Annotated in this window: 16 protein-coding genes; 7 read left to right on the top strand and 9 right to left on the bottom strand. The window is 70.1% G+C overall.

All coding sequences use genetic code 11. The annotated features are described in order from the left end of the window. The 3 genes from M4J07_RS19690 to M4J07_RS19680 form a co-directional block, all read left to right on the top strand. Window positions 1-840: carbohydrate ABC transporter permease (locus tag M4J07_RS19690; protein ID WP_255973681.1), on the top strand; the 840-nt coding region annotated here is incomplete at its 5' end. After that, window positions 841-1,668 (top strand): carbohydrate ABC transporter permease, encoded by an 828-nt coding sequence (locus tag M4J07_RS19685; protein ID WP_255973679.1) that lies wholly within the window; start codon window positions 841-843, stop codon window positions 1,666-1,668. It abuts the gene before it with no gap. A gap of 90 nt (window positions 1,669-1,758) precedes the next feature. Further along, window positions 1,759-2,460 (top strand): helix-turn-helix domain-containing protein, encoded by a 702-nt coding sequence (locus M4J07_RS19680; RefSeq protein WP_255973677.1) that lies wholly within the window; start codon window positions 1,759-1,761, stop codon window positions 2,458-2,460. 40 nt (window positions 2,461-2,500) lie between these two features. Here the strand turns inward: M4J07_RS19680 and M4J07_RS19675 are convergent, their stop codons facing one another. Beyond that, on the bottom strand, window positions 2,501-3,526 hold the full coding sequence (locus tag M4J07_RS19675; RefSeq protein ID WP_255973675.1) for a 6-phosphofructokinase: 1,026 nt from the start codon (window positions 3,524-3,526) through the stop codon (window positions 2,501-2,503). 274 nt (window positions 3,527-3,800) lie between these two features. On the opposite strand from M4J07_RS19675, the gene pta reads away from it, so the two are divergent. The 3 genes from pta (at window position 3,801) to pyk (ending at window position 8,619) form a co-directional block, all read left to right on the top strand. Further along, on the top strand, window positions 3,801-5,882 hold the full coding sequence (gene pta, locus M4J07_RS19670) for a phosphate acetyltransferase (RefSeq protein WP_255973673.1): 2,082 nt from the start codon (window positions 3,801-3,803) through the stop codon (window positions 5,880-5,882). Between the two features lie 5 nt (window positions 5,883-5,887). Next, window positions 5,888-7,114 carry an acetate kinase gene (locus tag M4J07_RS19665; protein WP_255973687.1) on the top strand — a complete coding sequence of 409 codons (1,227 nt, stop codon included), beginning with the start codon at window positions 5,888-5,890 and terminating at the stop codon, window positions 7,112-7,114. 74 nt (window positions 7,115-7,188) lie between these two features. Then, entirely contained in the window at window positions 7,189-8,619 is a 1,431-nt protein-coding gene (gene pyk, locus M4J07_RS19660; RefSeq protein WP_255973671.1) for a pyruvate kinase, read from the top strand. Between the two features lie 78 nt (window positions 8,620-8,697). Here pyk and M4J07_RS19655 read toward each other — a convergent pair whose 3' ends face one another. From M4J07_RS19655 to M4J07_RS19640, 4 genes are all read right to left on the bottom strand, one after another. Continuing rightward, on the bottom strand, window positions 8,698-9,876 hold the full coding sequence (locus M4J07_RS19655; protein ID WP_308284756.1) for a hypothetical protein: 1,179 nt from the start codon (window positions 9,874-9,876) through the stop codon (window positions 8,698-8,700). Window positions 9,877-9,970: 94 nt separating this feature from the next. Continuing rightward, window positions 9,971-10,531 carry a DUF6114 domain-containing protein gene (locus M4J07_RS19650; RefSeq protein WP_255973670.1) on the bottom strand — a complete coding sequence of 187 codons (561 nt, stop codon included), beginning with the start codon at window positions 10,529-10,531 and terminating at the stop codon, window positions 9,971-9,973. Window positions 10,532-10,689: 158 nt separating this feature from the next. Beyond that, entirely contained in the window at window positions 10,690-11,307 is a 618-nt protein-coding gene (locus M4J07_RS19645) for a DUF6230 family protein (protein WP_255973668.1), read from the bottom strand. Window positions 11,308-11,945: 638 nt separating this feature from the next. Next, the gene (locus M4J07_RS19640) at window positions 11,946-12,917 is read right to left on the bottom strand and encodes a tetratricopeptide repeat protein (RefSeq protein ID WP_255973667.1); all 972 of its coding nucleotides are present in this window, start codon (window positions 12,915-12,917) and stop codon (window positions 11,946-11,948) included. 309 nt (window positions 12,918-13,226) lie between these two features. On the opposite strand from M4J07_RS19640, the gene M4J07_RS19635 reads away from it, so the two are divergent. Next, a complete protein-coding gene (locus M4J07_RS19635; RefSeq protein ID WP_255973666.1) occupies window positions 13,227-13,844 on the top strand; it encodes a TetR/AcrR family transcriptional regulator in 618 nt (205 codons plus the stop codon). Window positions 13,845-14,166: 322 nt separating this feature from the next. Here M4J07_RS19635 and M4J07_RS19630 read toward each other — a convergent pair whose 3' ends face one another. The 4 genes from M4J07_RS19630 to M4J07_RS19615 all read right to left on the bottom strand — a co-directional run bounded on the left by M4J07_RS19630 (window position 14,167) and on the right by M4J07_RS19615 (window position 17,903). Next, complete coding sequence (locus M4J07_RS19630) at window positions 14,167-15,867, bottom strand: acyl-CoA mutase large subunit family protein (RefSeq protein ID WP_255973665.1); 1,701 nt, start codon at window positions 15,865-15,867, stop codon at window positions 14,167-14,169. A gap of 74 nt (window positions 15,868-15,941) precedes the next feature. Further along, entirely contained in the window at window positions 15,942-16,988 is a 1,047-nt protein-coding gene (locus tag M4J07_RS19625) for an acyl-CoA dehydrogenase family protein (protein ID WP_255973664.1), read from the bottom strand. 10 nt (window positions 16,989-16,998) lie between these two features. Beyond that, a complete protein-coding gene (locus tag M4J07_RS19620; RefSeq protein ID WP_255973662.1) occupies window positions 16,999-17,337 on the bottom strand; it encodes a DUF3817 domain-containing protein in 339 nt (112 codons plus the stop codon). A gap of 56 nt (window positions 17,338-17,393) precedes the next feature. Continuing rightward, window positions 17,394-17,903 carry a MarR family winged helix-turn-helix transcriptional regulator gene (locus tag M4J07_RS19615; RefSeq protein ID WP_255973661.1) on the bottom strand — a complete coding sequence of 170 codons (510 nt, stop codon included), beginning with the start codon at window positions 17,901-17,903 and terminating at the stop codon, window positions 17,394-17,396. Window positions 17,904-17,988: the final 85 nt, after the last annotated feature.

Below are 17,988 nucleotides of genomic sequence, written 5' to 3'. Positions count from 1 at the left end.
CGCGCCCTCCCGATCGCCCCGGCCACGATCATCATGGCCCTGTTCCTCGCGGGCCCGATCGCCTACTGCGCCTACATCGCCTTCACCGACCTGCAGCTCACCGGCCAGGCCGAGTCGTCGTTCGTCGGCTTCGACAACTTCCGGGCCGCGTTCAAGGACGACGCGTTCCTGAACGCGGTCTGGCTGACGCTGGTCTTCACGTTCCTGTCGTCCATCGTCGGCCAGAACACCCTGGGCCTGGCTCTCGCGGCGCTGATGCAGCGCGCCTCGAAACCGGTGCGGACGGTCACCGGCGCGGTCGTCGTGACGGCCTGGGTGCTGCCGGAGGTGGTCGCCGGCTTCCTGCTGTACGCGTTCTTCCGCCGCGAGGGCACCTTGAACGCGATCCTCGACTGGCTCCATCTGCCGGGCCAGAACTGGCTGTTCACGCTGCCGATCCTCGCGGTGTCGTTCGCGAACGTGTGGCGCGGCACCGCCTTCTCGATGCTCGTCTACTCGGCGGCGCTCTCCGAGATCCCGAAGGAGATCACGGAGGCCGCCGAGGTGGACGGCACGAACGCCTGGCAGCGGCTGTGGCACGTGACGCTGCCGATGATCCGCCGCTCCATCGGCACGAACCTGATGCTCAACACCCTGCAGACGCTGTCGGTCTTCGGTCTGATCTGGGTGATGACCCGGGGCGGTCCCGGCAACCACAGCCAGACCCTCCCCCTGTTCATGTACGAGCAGGCCTTCCAGAAGAGCATGATCGGCTACGGCACGGCGGTGGCGCTGCTGCTCCTGGTGGTCGGCTCCCTGTTCTCGCTGGTCTACATGCGCCTGCTGCGCACGGAGGCATAAGTGACCCGCCGCCGCACCAGAAACCGGCTCACCGCCGACGCGACGCTGATCCTCGTCGGGATCACCTTCGCGCTCCCGCTCGCCTGGGTCGTGCTGTCGTCGCTGGACGCCGACGCGAACCTCAAGGTGAAGTTCCCGTCCCACGCCACGTTCGACAACTTCGACGCGGTCCTCAAGCCGGACATCACGTTCACTCCGCTGCTCAACTCGCTGATCCTGTGCGGCGGCGCGACGGCCCTGACGGTGGTGTGCGCGGCGCTGGCCGCGTATCCGCTGTCCCGCTACCGCTCGCGCCTGAACAACCCGTATCTGGCGACGATCCTGTTCGCGACGTGTCTGCCGATCACGGCGATCATGGTTCCGGTGTACGCGCTGTTCGTGCAGGTGAACCTGATCGACACGATGTCGGGCACGATCTACTTCTTCGCCGCGTCCCAACTCCCGTTCGCCATCTGGCTGATGAAGAACTTCATGGACGGGGTGCCGAAGGAGCTGGAGGAGGCGGCCTGGACGGACGGCGCGAACACCTTCCAGTCGCTGGTGCGGATCGTGCTGCCGCTGATGGGGCCCGGGGTCGCCGTCGTCACGGTGTTCTGCTTCGCCATGATGTGGGGCAACTTCTTCGTCCCGTTCATGCTGCTGCTCTCCCCCGACCAGATGCCGGCGTCGGTCAGCATCAACGACTTCTTCGGCAACCGCGGGACGGTCGTGTACGGCCAGCTCGCCGCCTTCTCGATCATCTACTCGACGCCGGTGATCCTGCTCTACGTCCTGGTGTCCCGGCGCTTCGGCGGCGGCTTCGCGCTGGGGGGTGCGGTGAAGGGCTGAGGGCGCGCGCCGGCCTGTACGTTCCTACGACATGTGACGCAAGACGAACGCACCGTAGCCAAGCGGCCCGTTCGCCCCTACTTTGTGCCCGTGCAGCACACCGCCGCGGCGAACCAGCCCACCCCGCCGTTCAACGCTCCCGCCGCCCGCCGCCTCCGTGAGGCGCTCGGGATGGCGCCGGGGCACGTCGCCTACGGCATGCGCGCCTCCTACGGGCTCGCGCACATCACGCCGGAGATCATCATCGCCTGGGAGCGCGGTGAGGCCGCCCCGACGGCGGCCGAACTCACCGCGCTCGCTGGGGCGCTGTGGTGCTCGCCGGGTGAACTCATCGGCGCGGCCCGCACGTTGCGCGAGCACCGGCTGGCGCACGGGATCGCCCCGGAGGACGTGGCGCGGGCCGTGGGCATGGAGATCCACTCGTACCTGCGCATGGAGGAGACGGGCGAGTGGCGGGGCAACGACCGCCAGTCGAGTGCGCTCGCCGAGATCCTGCGGCTGACGCCGCGCGCGTTCGCCACGGTCACCGGGCGGGACGGGCAGCTGGCGGACCTGCTGCGCAGCGCGGCGACGACGCGCTGGCAGGGGTACGTGCGTCCGCTGACCCGGCTCGTGCCGGTGCAGCGGCGGGAGGCGGACGACGTCCTCCACGAGATGCATCTGGAGTACCAGGCGCTGATGGCCGCGACGCTGAGCTGGGGCGGCGGTTCGTCGCCGGGCTCGGGGGACGCGGGGCGGGAGTTCCTGGAGCGGATCCTGGACGAGTTCTGGTCCAGGATCCGCAATCCGTAGGCGCCGTACGGGAGTCGGGCCGCGGCGGCCCGGGGGCCGGCTAGAAGACCGACTCGGCCTCGTCCATCCGGTCCTTGGGGACGGTCTTCAGCTCGGTGACCGCCTCGGCGAGCGGCACCATCGAGATGTCGGTGCCGCGCAGCGCCGTCATCCTGCCGTACTCGCCGCGGTGCGCGGCCTCCACGGCGTGCCAGCCGAAGCGGGTGGCGAGGACGCGGTCGTACGCGGTGGGGGTGCCGCCGCGCTGCACGTGGCCGAGGATGACGGGCCTGGCCTCCTTGCCGAGGCGGCTCTCCAGCTCGTAGGCGAGGGCGGTGCCGATGCCCTGGAACCGCTCGTGGCCGAACTGGTCGATGGCGCCCTTGCCGTAGTCCATGGTGCCGTCCTGCGGGTGCGCGCCCTCGGCGACGCAGATGACGGCGAACTTCTTGCCGCGCGAGAACCGCTCCTCGACCATCTTGACCAGGTCGGCCGGGTCGAAGGGGCGCTCGGGCAGGCAGATGCCGTGGGCACCGCCGGCCATGCCGGACTCCAGGGCGATCCAGCCGGCGTGCCGTCCCATGACCTCGACGACCATCACCCGCTGGTGGGACTCGGCGGTCGTCTTGAGGCGGTCCATCGCCTCCGTGGCGACACCGACGGCGGTGTCGAAGCCGAAGGTGCGGTCGGTCGCGGAGATGTCGTTGTCGATCGTCTTCGGGACGCCGACGACGGGCAGACCCGCGTCGGACAGCATGCGGGCCGCGGTCAGCGTGCCTTCGCCGCCGATCGGGATGAGGACGTCGAAGCCGATCTCCTCGGCGAGCTGCTTCGCGTTCTCGCAGGCCGCGCGGAACTTGTCGCGCTCCAGGCGGGACGATCCGAGGATGGTGCCGCCGCGGGCGAGGATGCCGCTGACCGCGTTCAGATCGAGCGGTCGGTAGCGTCCGTCGAGCAGCCCCGCGTAGCCGTCCTCGAAGCCGAGCACCTCGTCGCCGTAGTGCGTGACGGCGCGGTGCACGACCGACCGGATCACTGCGTTGAGGCCAGGACAGTCGCCGCCTGCGGTGAGAACTCCGATACGCATCGTGCTGTGTCTCCTGCTCGCTTCTGATTCGTCTGAGCCACTGCGATTCTTCCACGACGCGAGGGGCATCGCGTTCGGGCGAGGCCATCAGAGGCGCTTCGTCCCGTGCGGATCGGGCACTGGGGCCCTGCTGTACAGGCCTTTTGTCCGGCGGGCGACCTAGCCATGCCCAGAGGTATTGTCAAGAGGGCACAGCTTTCGTTACGGCCATTTTTTTCGGCCCTGAGCAGGGACTGCGGCCCTGCGCGGGGGACTCTACGCAGGAGGAGCACGCGTGACGCGCAGCGTGTACGTGACCGGGATCGACCGGGGCGACGGCCGCCAGGTCGTCGAGCTGGGAGTCATGGAACTCCTGACCCGTCAGGTCGACCGGGTGGGTGTCTTCCGCCCGCTCGTCCACGACGGTCCCGACCGGCTCTTCGATCTGCTGCGGGCGCGCTACCGCCTGTCGCAGGACCCGGCGACGGTGTACGGCCTCGACTACCACGAGGCGTCCGCGATCCAGGCCGAGCAGGGCACGGACGAACTGGTCTCGCAACTGGTCGACCGGTTCCACGAGGTGGCCAGGGACTACGACGTGGTGCTGGTGCTCGGCACGGACTTCGCGGACACCCAGCTCCCGGACGAGCTGGCGCTGAACGCGCGCCTGGCGAACGAGTTCGGCGCGTCCGTGGTGCCCGTGGTCGGCGGCAAGAAGCAGACCGCCGAGTCCGTGCGCGCCGAGGTCCGCAACGCCTACCGGGCCTATGACGGTCTGGGCTGCGACGTCCTCGCGATGGTCGTCAACCGGGTGGTGCCGGAGGACCGGGACGAGATACACGAGCGGTTGACCAACCGGCTGCCGGTGCCCTGTTACGTGCTGCCCGACGAGGCCGCCCTGTCCGCGCCGACCGTCGCCCAGATCGCCCACGCGCTGGGCGGCACGGTGCTGCTCGGCGACGACTCGGGGCTGGCCCGCGACGCCCTCGACTTCGTCTTCGGCGGCGCCATGCTGCCCAATCTCCTCAACGCCCTGACACCGGGCTGCGTCCTCGTCACCCCCGGCGACCGCGCGGACCTGGTGGTGGGCGCGATGGCCGCGCACAGTGCGGGCACCCCACCGATCGCGGGCGTCATCCTGACCCTGAACGAGCGGCCCGGGGAGGCGATCCTCAAGCTGGCCGACCGGCTCGCGCCCGGCACCCCGGTGATCGCGGTGACCGGCGGCTCCTTCCCCACGGCGGCCGAACTCTTCGCCATGGAAGGCAAGTTGAACGCGGCGACGCCCCGCAAGGCGGAGACCGCCCTGGGGCTCTTCGAGCGGTACGTCGACACGGCGGGCCTGCTGAAGACGATCCAGGCCCCGTCCTCCGACCGCGTCACCCCGATGATGTTCGAGCACAAGCTGCTGGAGCAGGCCCGCTCGGACAAGCGACGCGTGGTCCTCCCCGAGGGCACCGAGGAGCGCGTGCTGCGCGCCGCCGACGTGCTGCTGCGCCGCGGGGTCTGCGACCTGACGCTGCTCGGCCCGGTGGAGCAGATCCGCAAGAAGGCCGCGGACCTCGGCGTCGACCTCGCCGACTCGGAGCTCATCGACCCGCAGAGCTCGGAACTGCGGGACCGCTTCGCCGCCAAGTACGCGGAGCTGCGCGCCCACAAGGGCGTCACCGTGGAGCTGGCGTACGACGTGGTCGCCGACGTGAACTACTTCGGCACGCTGATGGTCCAGGAGGGCCTGGCCGACGGCATGGTGTCGGGCTCGGTGCACTCGACGGCCGCCACCATCCGGCCCGCCTTCGAGATCATCAAGACCAAGCCGGACGCCGCGATCGTCTCGTCGGTCTTCTTCATGTGCCTGGCCGACAAGGTCCTCGTCTACGGCGACTGCGCGGTGAACCCGGACCCGAACGCCCAGCAGCTCGCCGATATCGCCACCCAGTCCGCGGCCACCGCCGACCAGTTCGGCGTGGAGCCGCGGATCGCGATGCTGTCGTACTCGACCGGCACCTCGGGATCCGGCGCCGACGTCGACAAGGTCCGGGAGGCCACCGAGCTGGTCCGGGAGCGCCGCCCCGACCTGAAGATCGAGGGCCCGATCCAGTACGACGCCGCCGTCGAGCCGTCGGTCGCCGCCACCAAGCTGCCCGGCTCCGAGGTCGCGGGCCAGGCCAGCGTGCTGATCTTCCCCGACCTCAACACCGGCAACAACACGTACAAGGCCGTGCAGCGCTCGGCCGGCGCGATCGCCGTCGGCCCGGTCCTGCAGGGTCTGCGCAAGCCGGTCAACGACCTGTCGCGCGGCGCCCTCGTGCAGGACATCGTGAACACCGTGGTCATCACCGCGATCCAGGCCCAGACCCCCTCCGAAAGGGCATGACACCCGTGGCAGCGTCCCGCGTCCTCGTCCTCAACTCCGGCTCGTCGTCGGTGAAGTACCAGCTCCTCGACATGCGCGACGGCTCCCGGCTCGCCGCGGGCCTCGTCGAGCGCATCGGTGAGGAGACCTCCCGGCTCAAGCACACCCCGCTGCTCGGTGGCGGCAGTGAGGCGCGCGAGCAGAACCGGCCGATCGCCGACCACGAGGAGGCCCTCAAGGCGGTCGCCGCCGAGCTGGCGCAGGACGGGCTCGGCCTGGACTCCCCCGAGCTGGCCGCGATCGGCCACCGGGTGGTGCACGGCGGCAAGTTCTTCACGCAGCCGACCGTCATCGACGACGCGGTGCTCAAGGAGGTCGAGCGGCTGATCCCGGTGGCGCCGCTGCACAACCCGGCGAACCTGACGGGAATCCGCACGGCGATGACGCTGCGCCCGGACCTGCCGCAGGTCGCCGTCTTCGACACCGCGTTCCACACGACGATGCCGGAGTCGGCGTCGCGGTACGCGATCGACGTGAAGACCGCCGACGAGCACCGCGTCCAGCGCTACGGCTTCCACGGCACGTCGCACGCGTACGTGTCGCGGAAGACCGCCGAACTCCTCGGCAGGGCGCCGGAGGAGGTCAACGTCATCGTGCTGCATCTGGGCAACGGCGCCTCCGCGTCGGCGGTGCGCGGCGGGGTGTGCGTGGACACCTCGATGGGTCTGACCCCGCTTGAGGGCCTGGTGATGGGTACGCGTTCAGGAGACGTCGACCCGGCCGTCATCTTCCATCTGATGCGGGTGGGCAACATGTCGGCGGACGAGATCGACGTCCTGCTCAACAAGAAGTCGGGTCTGATCGGGCTCTGCGGTGACAACGACATGCGCGAGATCCGGCGGCGGATCGACGAGGGCGACCAGGAGGCGCAGCTCGCCTTCGACATCTACGTCCACCGCCTGAAGAAGTACATCGGCGCGTACTACGCGGTGCTCGGCCGGGTGGACGCGCTCGCGTTCACGGCCGGGGTCGGCGAGAACGCCGCGCCGGTGCGGGAAGCTGCGGTCGCGGGCCTGGAGGAACTGGGTCTCACGGTCGACGGCGAGCTCAATTCCGTACGTTCCGACGAGGCCCGGATCATCTCGCCCGAGTACGCCCGGGTGGCTGTCGCCGTGGTGCCGACCGACGAGGAGCTGGAGATCGCGCAGCAGACCTACGCGCTGGTGGCTCCCCCGGAGGTCCGCAACGCCTGAGCGCACGCCCGCCCATTTGTAGATTCCACCAGACGGAATATTCCGTAGCGAAACAAACCGATAGGATCGCCCCCATGCGCCGTTCCAAAATCGTCTGCACGCTGGGCCCCGCCGTCGACTCCGAAGAGCAGCTCGTCTCGCTGATCGAAGCCGGCATGAACGTGGCCCGCTTCAACTTCAGCCACGGCACCCACGCCGAGCACCAGGGCCGCTACGACCGCGTCCGCGCGGCCGCCGAGAAGACGGGCCGCGCGGTGGGCGTGCTCGCCGACCTCCAGGGGCCGAAGATCCGCCTGGAGACCTTCGCCGAGGGCCCCGTCGAGCTGGTGCGCGGTGACGAGTTCACCATCACCACCGAGGACGTCCCCGGTGACAAGTCGATCTGTGGCACGACGTACAAGGGGCTTCCCGGTGACGTCTCCAAGGGCGACCCGGTCCTGATCAACGACGGCAACGTCGAGCTCAAGGTGACCGACATCGACGGCCCCCGGGTCAAGACGATCGTCATCGAGGGCGGTGTCATCTCCGACCACAAGGGCATCAACCTGCCGGGCGCGGCCGTCAACGTGCCGGCCCTGTCCGAGAAGGACATCGAGGACCTGCGCTTCGCCCTGAGGATGGGCTGCGACATGGTCGCCCTGTCCTTCGTGCGCGACGCCAACGACGTCAAGGACGTCCACAAGGTGATGGACGAGGAGGGCCGCCGGGTCCCCGTCATCGCCAAGGTGGAGAAGCCGCAGGCCGTCGCCAACATGGAGGGCGTCGTCGCGGCGTTCGACGCGGTCATGGTGGCCCGTGGCGACCTCGCCGTCGAGTACCCGCTCGAGAAGGTCCCGATGGTGCAGAAGCGCCTCGTGGAGATGTGCCGCCGCAACGCCAAGCCGGTGATCGTCGCGACCCAGATGATGGAGTCGATGATCACCAACTCGCGCCCCACGCGCGCCGAGGCGTCCGACGTGGCCAACGCGATCCTGGACGGCGCCGACGCGGTCATGCTGTCCGCCGAGTCGTCCGTGGGCGCCTACCCGATCGAGACCGTCAAGACGATGTCGAAGATCGTCAAGGCGGCCGAGGAGGAGCTGCTCAGCAAGGGCCTGCAGCCGCTCGTGCCCGGCAAGAAGCCGCGTACGCAGGGTGGTTCGGTGGCCCGTGCCGCGTGCGAGATCGCGGACTTCCTGGACGGCAAGGCGCTGATCGCCTTCACGCAGTCCGGCGACACGGCCCGGCGGCTCTCCCGCTACCGCGCCTGCCAGCCGATCCTGGCGTTCACCACGGACGCGTCGACCCGCAACCAGCTGTCGCTGACCTGGGGCGTGGAGACGTACGTCGTGCCGCACGTGGACTCCACCGACGAGATGGTCGAGCTGGTCGACGCCGAGCTGGTGAAGCTGAACCGCTTCAACGACGGCGACACCGTGGTCATCACGGCCGGTTCGCCCCCCGGCGTCCCCGGCACCACCAACATGGTCCGGGTGCACCACCTGGGCGGCGGCGAGCGCGACTGACCCGCCTCCCCCGCACGAACGCCGAGGGCGCCCCCTGTACGAGACAGGGGGCGCCCTCGGCGTCTGTGGCGCGTACGGTCAGCTGTCCTCGACCGTGGTGTGCAGGCCCGGCACGTGCAGGGTGCCACCGAACTGCGCGGCCTGCGTGACCTTCACGTTGGTGAAGTACAGGATCGGCAGGTTGATCGGCGGCGGGTTCTTCGCGTTGAACGTCATCGGGATGAGCCCGAGCAGATTGCCCGAGAGCTCCTCCGTGTACATCGTCGTCTTCCCGTTGCGGATCGTGGACGTGGAGCCCTTGTCCGCGCGGATGTGGAAGTACTTGCCGTTCGGGCCCGCGGCGATCTGGTGCAGATCCCCGATGTCGGTCCCGTCCGAGATGATGTACTTCATGACGCGCTTGGTGCTGCCGTCGGCCATCCGGACGTCGACGAGGCCCTTGTAGTCCGCGCCCTTGAGCAGGAGCGAGCTGGCCTCCAACTTCCAGGTGGTGTCCGGCAGCTGGGCCGGGGTGTCCTCGTCGGCGCCGGCCGCGTCCGTGGCCACCGGACAGTCGTCCGGTATGCCGCTCGCGCTCGGCGACGGCGTGGCCGCGTCCTTGGCTTCCTCGGCGGCCTTCGCGGCCTCCTCGGTCGCCTTGTCCAGGCCGTCCTTGGTGTCCTTGACGGCGTCCCCGGCCTTGTCGGTCGTGTCCTTGACCGTGCCTTCGACCGTGTCGACCGTGTCCTTCACCGCGTCGCCCACGTCCTTCGACGCGGTGGACCCGGATGCGGACGGGGACGGAGTCGGCGTGGCCGTCTCCTTCTCGTCCGGCGTGAGCAGGTCCTTGAGGGCGTCGCCGACGCCCAGTGGATCGAGCGGGTTGGTGGTCTTGGACGGCGAGGGCGTCGGCGTGGCCGCGTCCTTGCCGTCGTCCGAGCCGGAGCCGGTCCCGCCGGTCGCGGACGGAGCGGGAGTCGGGGTGGCCGTCTCCTTGTCGTCCGAGCCGGAGTCCGAGCCGGAGCCCGTACCGGTGTCCTTGCCGCTGTCCTTGCTCGCCGAAGCCGACGGCGAAGGAGTCGGCGTGGCCGTCTCCTTCTCGTCCGGGGCGGTCTTGCCGTCCTTCTCCGCCTCGATCGCGTCGGCGCACGCCTTGTAGTCGTCCGCCGAGAACTTCGTCGGATTGTCCTTGGCCGACGCCAGCGTGGGCGTCAGACCGAGGCCCATCAGTACGGCCGTGGGCATGGCCGCGATGGCTATCGCCTTGCCCGCGGGCATGTGCAGCCTGGTGAACAGATGCTTCCTCGGTGCTGCATGCCGCGGCCCGGTTCTCGCACGGGACTCCATCACGGAGTCCTCGTGGTGCACCTCGTCAGCCGGCACGGTGCCTCCCGTTCGTCCCGTTGTCCGGGCTCGTCCCTGACACGTCGTCGTTTGCGCCCGCGACCTGGTAAGTGGCGCCCTCGATCGGCGGCACCGGAGCGGCGTCGTCCGACCCGGTCCCGACACCGCCGGGAGCGGCCGTCGCGGCCTGCGGCCTGCCCGGCGCCCAGGAGATGCCGAGGGCACCACCGAGCAGGGAGAGCAGGAAGCCGATGACGAAGCCACCGAAGTTGGAGACCACCAGGGAGACCAGGGCGAGAAGAATCGCCGCCACACCCGCGAACACCCGGGAGTGCGGCTGGAACCACATCGTCAGGCCGAGCACGACGAGCAGGACGCCGATGATGAGCGAACCGGCACCGGCCGTGGTGGCCATCCGGATCGTCATGCTGCCCAGCGTCAGGTTCGCGTACGGGAAGTACATGATGGGAATGCCGCCGAGGATCGACAGCAGACCACCCCAGAATGGGCGCTGACCGCGCCACCCTCGGAACGAGTGGCGCATGTGACCAAGCTTCGTGCCCAGTCCTGCGTGCGCTTCGGCGCTCATGTCGTACAGCTCCTCGGGAATGGCGTTGTTCTGTGGTGACGGTGGCTGTCCGGATACGGGCACGGGGACGGCCCGGGGTCTTCTCCCTTGCGCCCCCGCGCCCGGCCGTTCAGCGCATCAAATGCCAAGACCCGGGCCCGCGAGCGGACCCCGACGGCCTAGTAGCACTCGTGCTTGCCCTTCTTGACGCTCATCTTGAGGCCCGAGAGCTTGAAGGTGCCGGCCGTGGTGGCCCACGCCCGCTGCTGGACGTTCTCGAAGTGCACCGAGTCGGCCTGCTGGGCGAACGAGTTCGGGTCGGCCTTGTCACCCTTGGCGATGCCAGGGCCCTTGGCCGCGTCGCCCGCCGCCACACCGATGTCGATGTTCTCGAAGGTCGCATCGGCCTTCAGGTCATCGGCGTCGATGTAGAGGGTCTTGGCCTCCACGGGGTTGCTCTTGTCGGCACCGGCCGACAGCTTCATCGACACGTCGCCGAAGACCGGGACGGGCACAACCACGGACTGGCAGAGGTTGTTGATCGTCGCGGACTTCATGCCGACGACGGCGACGGGGTGAGTACCCGTCTTACCGGAGTCGATGGCCCCGTACTGGACGAAGCCCTTGCCATCGAGCGAGTCCGCCGTCACCTTGAACGACTGACCCGACACACTGAACGATGCCGCGAGCGCACCCTGGGACAGGGCCACGCCTATCGCGGCAGTCGCCGCGACGCTCGGCACCATGACTACGGCGAACCGCTTCCATCTGGTTCCGCCACGAGTCACGGAATTCATGACTGTTCCTCCTTCTCGGACGTACATCTCCGGCCCTGACTGCCCCTTGCGGCGGCTCAGCCGGGCAGGGATGGGAGAAGTGCTACGTCCTCGGGAAGGAGAGCGCCCGCATCGGAGGCGCATCCGCACCTTGATCACCGGCGATCACCCCCGAGCGACAACCACTGGTCGCACCTGAGCCATCACGCGCAACCTGCCGGACAGGCCCAGCCGGACGGCTGAGACCCCCCTGTCCTAGGCCGGCGGCGCTCCCCTTGGTTCGCCGTCGACCTGCCCGGTGGGGACCCAAGGACCCCACGTCCCGAATGGCTGTCGGACGGTGGGGAGTGGACCGAGCGTGCCCGATCGTGGTGCATTCCCGTCGCTCGCACAAGGGGGTTCGTTACTCACGGGTAACGGACGGATAACCGAACCACGACCGCCCGGCATCGGGCGGCAACGCTGGGTGCTGTCAAGGGAGTTTCGAAACCGGTTGAATCCGGCACAGAATCGGACAGAAGAAGGCCCTCGACTTACTCCAAGTAACAGCGGCCGCGATTACCAAGTTTTGGTAAAGCGCGGCCGCTGTGTGCCCCTGGGGGCAGAACTTTCACCCCGGCACCACAAGCCGTGGCGTTTAAGAACAGGTCACTGACGGCTCAGAAGAGAACCCGGGCCAGAGCCGTACGCGCCGTGGTCACGCGCGGGTCGTCGCCCCCCACGACCTCGAACAGTTCGAGCAGACGGACGCGCGCCGCCTCCCGGTCGTCGCCGGCCGAGCGGGCCACCGCGTCGACGAGCCGGCCGAAGGCGTCCGCGACGTGACCGCCCACCAGGTCCAGGTCGGCGGCCGCGATCTGCGCCGGTACGTCACCGGGCTTCTCGGCGGCGTCCTTGCGCACGGCCTGCGGGTCCAGGCCCTGCACGCGCTGGAGCAGTTCGGCCTGGCCGAGGCCGAGCTTGGCCTCGGTGTTGCCGGGGTCGTCCGAGAGCACGTTCTTGTACGCCTGGACGGCGCCCGCGAGGTCACCGGCGTCAAGGGCCTGCACGGCGGCTTCGAGCAGTGCGTCGTACGGGCCGGCCGGAGCCTCCACGACCGGTTCCGGACCCTCCGCATCGGTGTCGACCGCGATCCCGGTGAGGCCGAAGCGCTCCTCGGCGACCTGGATCAACTGGTCGAGCGTGCCGCGGATCTGGGCCTCGGGCGCGGCGCCCTGGAAGAGCGGCAGCGCCTGTCCGGCCACGACGGCGAAGACGGCCGGGATCCCCTGGACCCCGAACTGCTGCATCAGCATCTGATTGGCATCGACATCGATCTTGGCGAGCACGAAGCGGCCGCTGTACTCGGCGGCGAGCCGCTCAAGCAGCGGGCTCAACTGCTTGCAGGGCTCGCACCACTCGGCCCAGAAGTCGATGACGACGGGCACCTCGGTGGAGCGCTGCAGTACGTCGCGCTCAAAACCCGCTTCGTCTACGTCGATGACAAGGCTCGGCGGGGGCACGGCGGAAGGACCGCCGCCCTGCCGGGCCGCTTCGGCGCGCGCCTGCTCCGCCTTCGCCCTGGCCTCCTGGGCCGCCTTCACCGCGGCGAGGTCGACGACTCCGCTCATGGACATGTTCCGTGGCTGCATGCGTACAGTCTCCCCCTTCCGCGGACGGTTGTGGGCCGGGTCCGCCTCCGTGACCTCCCGCCGGATTGCGAGGTCTACGGAGCGGACTCGGCCGGGTGCTCGGCGCCGGGTCCCCACCCGGCACCTGTGGTTGCCGCTCGTCGTGGCCGGCCCGGGGTGCAGAACCGGGGCGGTCGTACGAGTTCGCGCTTTCGCTACGGGTCGTAGCGTAACTGTCGTGGGGTGGCCCGTGGGCCGCGAACCCGGTGATCTGCCTCACGCGGCGCGCGCGGAGGCCTTTCTTCCTACCGGCCGGTATGGTCGTCGACCATGCAGAGCCACACGCCCTCCCGTACAGGTCGCCCCCGGTCCGCCGCCGCGGACGAGGCGATCCTGGAGGCGACGCGTGCGGCCCTGGTCGACCTCGGCTGGTCGAAGCTGACGCTGGGGGACGTGGCGACGCGCGCAGGGGTCGCCAAGACGACCCTGTACCGCCGCTGGGCGGGCAAGAACGAGTTGGTCGTGGACGCGGTGGCGGTGCTCTTCGACGAGCTGGAGCTGCCCGACCGCGGCTCGCTCGCCGCCGACATCGAGGGCGTGGTGCTCCAGTTCGCGGCGATCCTGGACCGCCCGGAGACGAAGACGGCGCTGATGGCGGTCGTCGCGGAGTCGACCCGGGACGCGCCGCTGCGGGAGCGGATCCGTACGTCGATCGTCGACCGGCAGAAACGTCTTGTCCTGGAGGGGCGGGCGCGCGCCGAGCGGCGCGGCGAGCTGCCCGTGCCGGCGGATCCGTGTGTGGCCGCGGAGACGGCGGACCTCATCTTCGACGTGGCGGCCGGGGCCGTGGTGCACCGGACGCTGGTCAGCGCGGAGCCGGTGGACGCGGACTGGGTCCGCCGCTTCACGGCCCTCCTCCTGGGCGGCCTGGCGGCGGCGTCCGAGTAGGAGCCCGGCGCGAGGGGTCCGTGGGTCGGCTGCGGGCCGGTGGGGCTTCTCGCGCAGTTCCCCGCGCCCCTGGAGCATGCGGCTCCGCCGCAGCCCCAGGGGCGCCCCATGAGATGGCGCACGCAGTGCGCATCTCAGGGGCGCGGGGAACTGCGCGAGCAACCACGACGAGAGCCGCAGACAGCGAACAACCCGTCGCGACCACGGCGCGAAGCCGTGCCTTAGGGGGCGCGGGGAACTGCGCGAGAAGCCCCACGCACCCGCGCCCGGCGAACAACAGATGCGGCCACGGCGCGAAGCCGAGACCCGTACCGGGCGGGCGCTAGAACCCGGCCGGCTCCGTGTACACGCCCCATTCATCACGCAGCACACCACAGATCTCGCCGAGCGTCGCCTCCGCCCGCACCGCCTCCAGCATCGGCCCGATCATGTTGGACCCGTCACGCGCCGCACCGACCATCGCGCCCAGCGCGGCCCGCACCTTCGCGTCGTCCCGGCCCCCCTTCCGGTCCCCCAGGGCCCGCACCTGCTCCCGCTCGACCTCGTGGCTGACCCGCAGGATCTCCAGGTCGCCGGTGACGGAACCGTGGTGGACGTTGACCCCGACGACCCGCTTGTCGCCCTTCTCCAGGGACTGCTGGTACTGGAACGCCGACTCCGCGATCTCGCCGGTGAACCAGCCGTCCTCGATGCCGCGCAGGATGCCGGACGTGATCGGCCCGATGGGGTGCTGTCCGTCCGGGTGCGCCCGCAGGCCGCGCTCCTTGATCTGGTCGAAGATCTTCTCGGCGTCCGCCTCGATGCGGTCGGTGAGCTGCTCCACGTACCAGGAACCGCCCAGCGGGTCCGCGACGTTGGCGACGCCGGTCTCCTCCATGAGCACCTGCTGCGTGCGCAGCGCGATCTCCGCCGCCTGCTCGCTCGGCAGCGCGAGGGTCTCGTCGAGGGCGTTCGTGTGCAGGGAGTTGGTGCCGCCGAGCACGGCGGCGAGGGCCTCGACCGCGGTCCGTACGACGTTGTTGTACGGCTGCTGCGCGGTCAGCGAGACGCCCGCGGTCTGCGTGTGGAACCGCAGCCACTGCGCCTTCTCGCTCGTCGCCCCGTACACGTCCCGCATCCAGCGCGCCCAGATCCTGCGCGCCGCGCGGAACTTGGCGATCTCCTCGAAGAAGTCGACGTGCGCGTCGAAGAAGAAGGAGAGGCCGGGCGCGAACACGTCCACGTCGAGCCCGCGGCTCAACCCCAGCTCCACGTAACCGAATCCGTCGGCCAGCGTGTACGCCAGCTCCTGCGCGGCCGTCGAGCCCGCCTCGCGGATGTGGTAGCCGGAGACCGAGAGCGGCTTGTAGGCGGGGATGGCGGTGGCGCAGTGCTCCATCAGGTCGCCGATGAGGCGCAGGTGCGGCTCGGGCTGGAAGAGCCACTCCTTCTGCGCGATGTACTCCTTGAAGATGTCGGTCTGGAGCGTGCCGTTCAGGACGCCGGGGTCGACGCCCTGGCGCTCCGCCGCGACGAGGTACATGCAGAAGACGGGGACGGCCGGGCCGCTGATCGTCATGGACGTCGTGACGTCGCCCAGCGGGATGTCCTTGAACAGGACCTCCATGTCGGCCGCCGAGTCGATCGCGACGCCGCAGTGGCCGACCTCGCCGAGCGCGCGCGGGTCGTCCGAGTCGCGGCCCATCAGCGTCGGCATGTCGAAGGCGACGGAGAGTCCGCCGCCGCCGTTGGCCAGGATCATCTTGTAGCGCTCGTTCGTCTGCTCGGCGTTGCCGAACCCGGCGAACTGGCGGATGGTCCAGGTCCGGCCCCGGTACCCGGTCGGGTACAGACCGCGGGTGAACGGGTACTCGCCGGGCCAGCCGATCCGCTCGAAGCCTTCGTACGTGTCCCCGGGCCGCGGCCCGTAGGCGGGGTCGACCGGATCTCCGGAGAGCGTGGTGAAGTCCGCGTCACGCTTGCGGGCCTTGTCGTAACGGGCCTGCCAGCGTCGGCGGCCTTCCTCGATCGCGTCAGCGTCCATACCCTCGAATTTACTAGGACGTCCTAGTAAATGTCGATGGCCCACGGCGAAGGATCACCCCAGGGGGGCCGTCCTCAGCCCCGCAGCGCCGCCAGATGCGCGCCGCGCACGTCCGCCGTCTGCCCCTGCACCAGGAGGAACAGGCCCTCGCGGGCGAGCCGCTGAGCGGGCGCGGAGAGGCCGAGCGCGCGGCCGCCGCCGGCCACGACCGCGGCCGTGGTCGCCGCCCGCATGAGGTCGTACGCGCGCGTCTTCACGACCAGCCGGTCCGTCAGGCACTCCCCCGCCGGCACCTCGTCGACCAGGGCGTACGCGGCGCGGCGCACGGCGTCGAGTCGTCCGCGCAGGACGTCCGCGGTCTCCTCCGCCCCGTCGTCGCCGGACGCGTCGAGCAGGTCGAGGGCGGCCCGGGTGACGCCGAGGACGGCGGGGTTGGTGTTGGTGTTCTTGGGGCGGTCGGCCCGCGCCCACTCGTCGTACGGCTGCCGGATCACGACGGCGTCGGCCGGGACCGTGAACCCGTCGAGGGTCAGGCCGACGGTGCGGGTGCCGGTGAGCGCGGCCATCCGGAGCGGCTGGGTGGGGGTGAGGCCGGGCTGAGCGCGCGGTTCGGCGACCGCGAAGACGACCTCGCCGCCGTCCGTGGCGCCGCCGAGCAGGAACACGTCGTTCAGGCCCCAGCCGGTGTACCAGGGCACGCGCCCGTCGAAGCGCAGACCACCGCCGGGCAGCGGGGTCGCGCGGACCGGCAACTCCGGGAAGGCGCGCAGATGCGAGAAGGCGACACCGGCCAGGGCCGTGCCGTCGGAGAGCGGGCGCAGCCGGCGCTCGCGGGCCGCGTGCGCGCCGTCGGCGAGGAGGCGTACGGGGGTGTGGTGCTGCGCCTGCACGAAGAACGTGGAGCAGCACGCCCCCGCGAGGATCTCGGCGACCTCCCGGCCGACGGCGGCGGGGGCGTCCCAACCTCCGTACGCGGCGGGCGCGTTGACGCCGAGTACGCCGGACGCCTTGACGGCGTCGATCGCCGCGCGGGTGACACCGTCGCGGTCGTGCGCCTCGGCGGCAGGCGCGAGCACCCCCTCGGCGAGCCGGTGGGCGGCGTCGACGAGGGGGTGTCGCACGGCGTTCGGATCAGGCCTTGGCGAGGTTCGCGCCGTCGTCGGCGACCTTGGCCTCCAGCTCCGCGGAGACCTTGCGCTCCACGAAGAAGGCGGCGGTCGGGATGGTGCCGGCGATCAGCACCCACAGCTGCTTGCCGACCGGCCACTTCGCCTTGGAGCCCAGGTCGAAGGCGAAGACCAGGTAGACGACGTACAGCCAGCCGTGCGCGATCGCGATGACGCGCGTGAGGTCCGCGGCGCCGTCCATGCCGAGCGCGTACTTGGCGATCATGCCGAGACACAGGAGGACCAGGAGCACACCGGTGACGTAGGCCATGATCCGGTAGCGGGTCAGCACGCTCTTCTTCATGGGTCGAGCGTAACCGCCCGTTTTGCTCGATCTTGAAGCGGGCCCGGTGGCCCTCGTCACTCGTCGTCGAAGTCGCTCGCCGCCACCCGCAGCGGGCGCAGCATCGCGAAGATCTCGCCGCACTCGTCCGCGTCGTACACCCCGAGGCCGAAGTCCATCGCCATGAGGTCGCGGGTGGCGGCCTCGACGACCTCGCGGCCCTTGTCGGTGATGGTGGCGAGCGTGCCGCGGCCGTCGTTCGGGTTGGGCCGCTTGTCGACGAGGCCGGACCTGACCAGGCGGTCCACCGTGTTCGTCACGGACGTCGGGTGGACCATGAGGCGCTCGCCGATCTTCGACATCGGCAGCTCGCCCTCCTTGGAGAAGGTGAGCAGGACCAGGGCCTCGTAGCGCGCGAAGGTCAGTCCGTACGGCTTGACGACCGCGTCGACCTCGCCGAGCAGGATCTGGTGCGCGCGCATGATCGAGGTGATCGCGGCCATGGACGGCACGGATCCCCAGCGCTGCTTCCAGAGTTCGTCGGCGCGGGCGATCGGATCGAAGGCAAGACTGAGCGGCTTCGGCACGTCCCCGACCTTACCGGCCGGTCATATGGTGGTCAGCCCCGTCTCGCCCTTTGGCCGATCGTCGCACCGCTCCACCGGTGCGGTG

It is taken from the genome of Streptomyces longispororuber, assembly GCF_024448165.1.
GTDB lineage: Bacteria > Actinomycetota > Actinomycetes > Streptomycetales > Streptomycetaceae > Streptomyces > Streptomyces longispororuber_A.
This window is presented reverse-complemented; position numbering and strand designations above follow the sequence as displayed.

What these genes read in the sequence shown, in the direction of transcription:
- M4J07_RS19675 (WP_255973675.1), bottom strand. Translation starts at nt 3,526, where the DNA reads ATGCGTATCGGAGTTCTCACCGCAGGCGGCGACTGTCCTGGCCTCAAC.
- pyk (WP_255973671.1), top strand. Translation starts at nt 7,189, where the DNA reads ATGCGCCGTTCCAAAATCGTCTGCACGCTGGGCCCCGCCGTCGACTCC.
- M4J07_RS19655 (WP_308284756.1), bottom strand. Translation starts at nt 9,876, where the DNA reads ATGCCCGCGGGCAAGGCGATAGCCATCGCGGCCATGCCCACGGCCGTA.
- M4J07_RS19650 (WP_255973670.1), bottom strand. Translation starts at nt 10,531, where the DNA reads ATGAGCGCCGAAGCGCACGCAGGACTGGGCACGAAGCTTGGTCACATG.
- M4J07_RS19645 (WP_255973668.1), bottom strand. Translation starts at nt 11,307, where the DNA reads ATGAATTCCGTGACTCGTGGCGGAACCAGATGGAAGCGGTTCGCCGTA.
- M4J07_RS19640 (WP_255973667.1), bottom strand. Translation starts at nt 12,917, where the DNA reads ATGCAGCCACGGAACATGTCCATGAGCGGAGTCGTCGACCTCGCCGCG.
- M4J07_RS19635 (WP_255973666.1), top strand. Translation starts at nt 13,227, where the DNA reads ATGCAGAGCCACACGCCCTCCCGTACAGGTCGCCCCCGGTCCGCCGCC.
- M4J07_RS19630 (WP_255973665.1), bottom strand. Translation starts at nt 15,867, where the DNA reads ATGGACGCTGACGCGATCGAGGAAGGCCGCCGACGCTGGCAGGCCCGT.
- M4J07_RS19620 (WP_255973662.1), bottom strand. Translation starts at nt 17,337, where the DNA reads ATGAAGAAGAGCGTGCTGACCCGCTACCGGATCATGGCCTACGTCACC.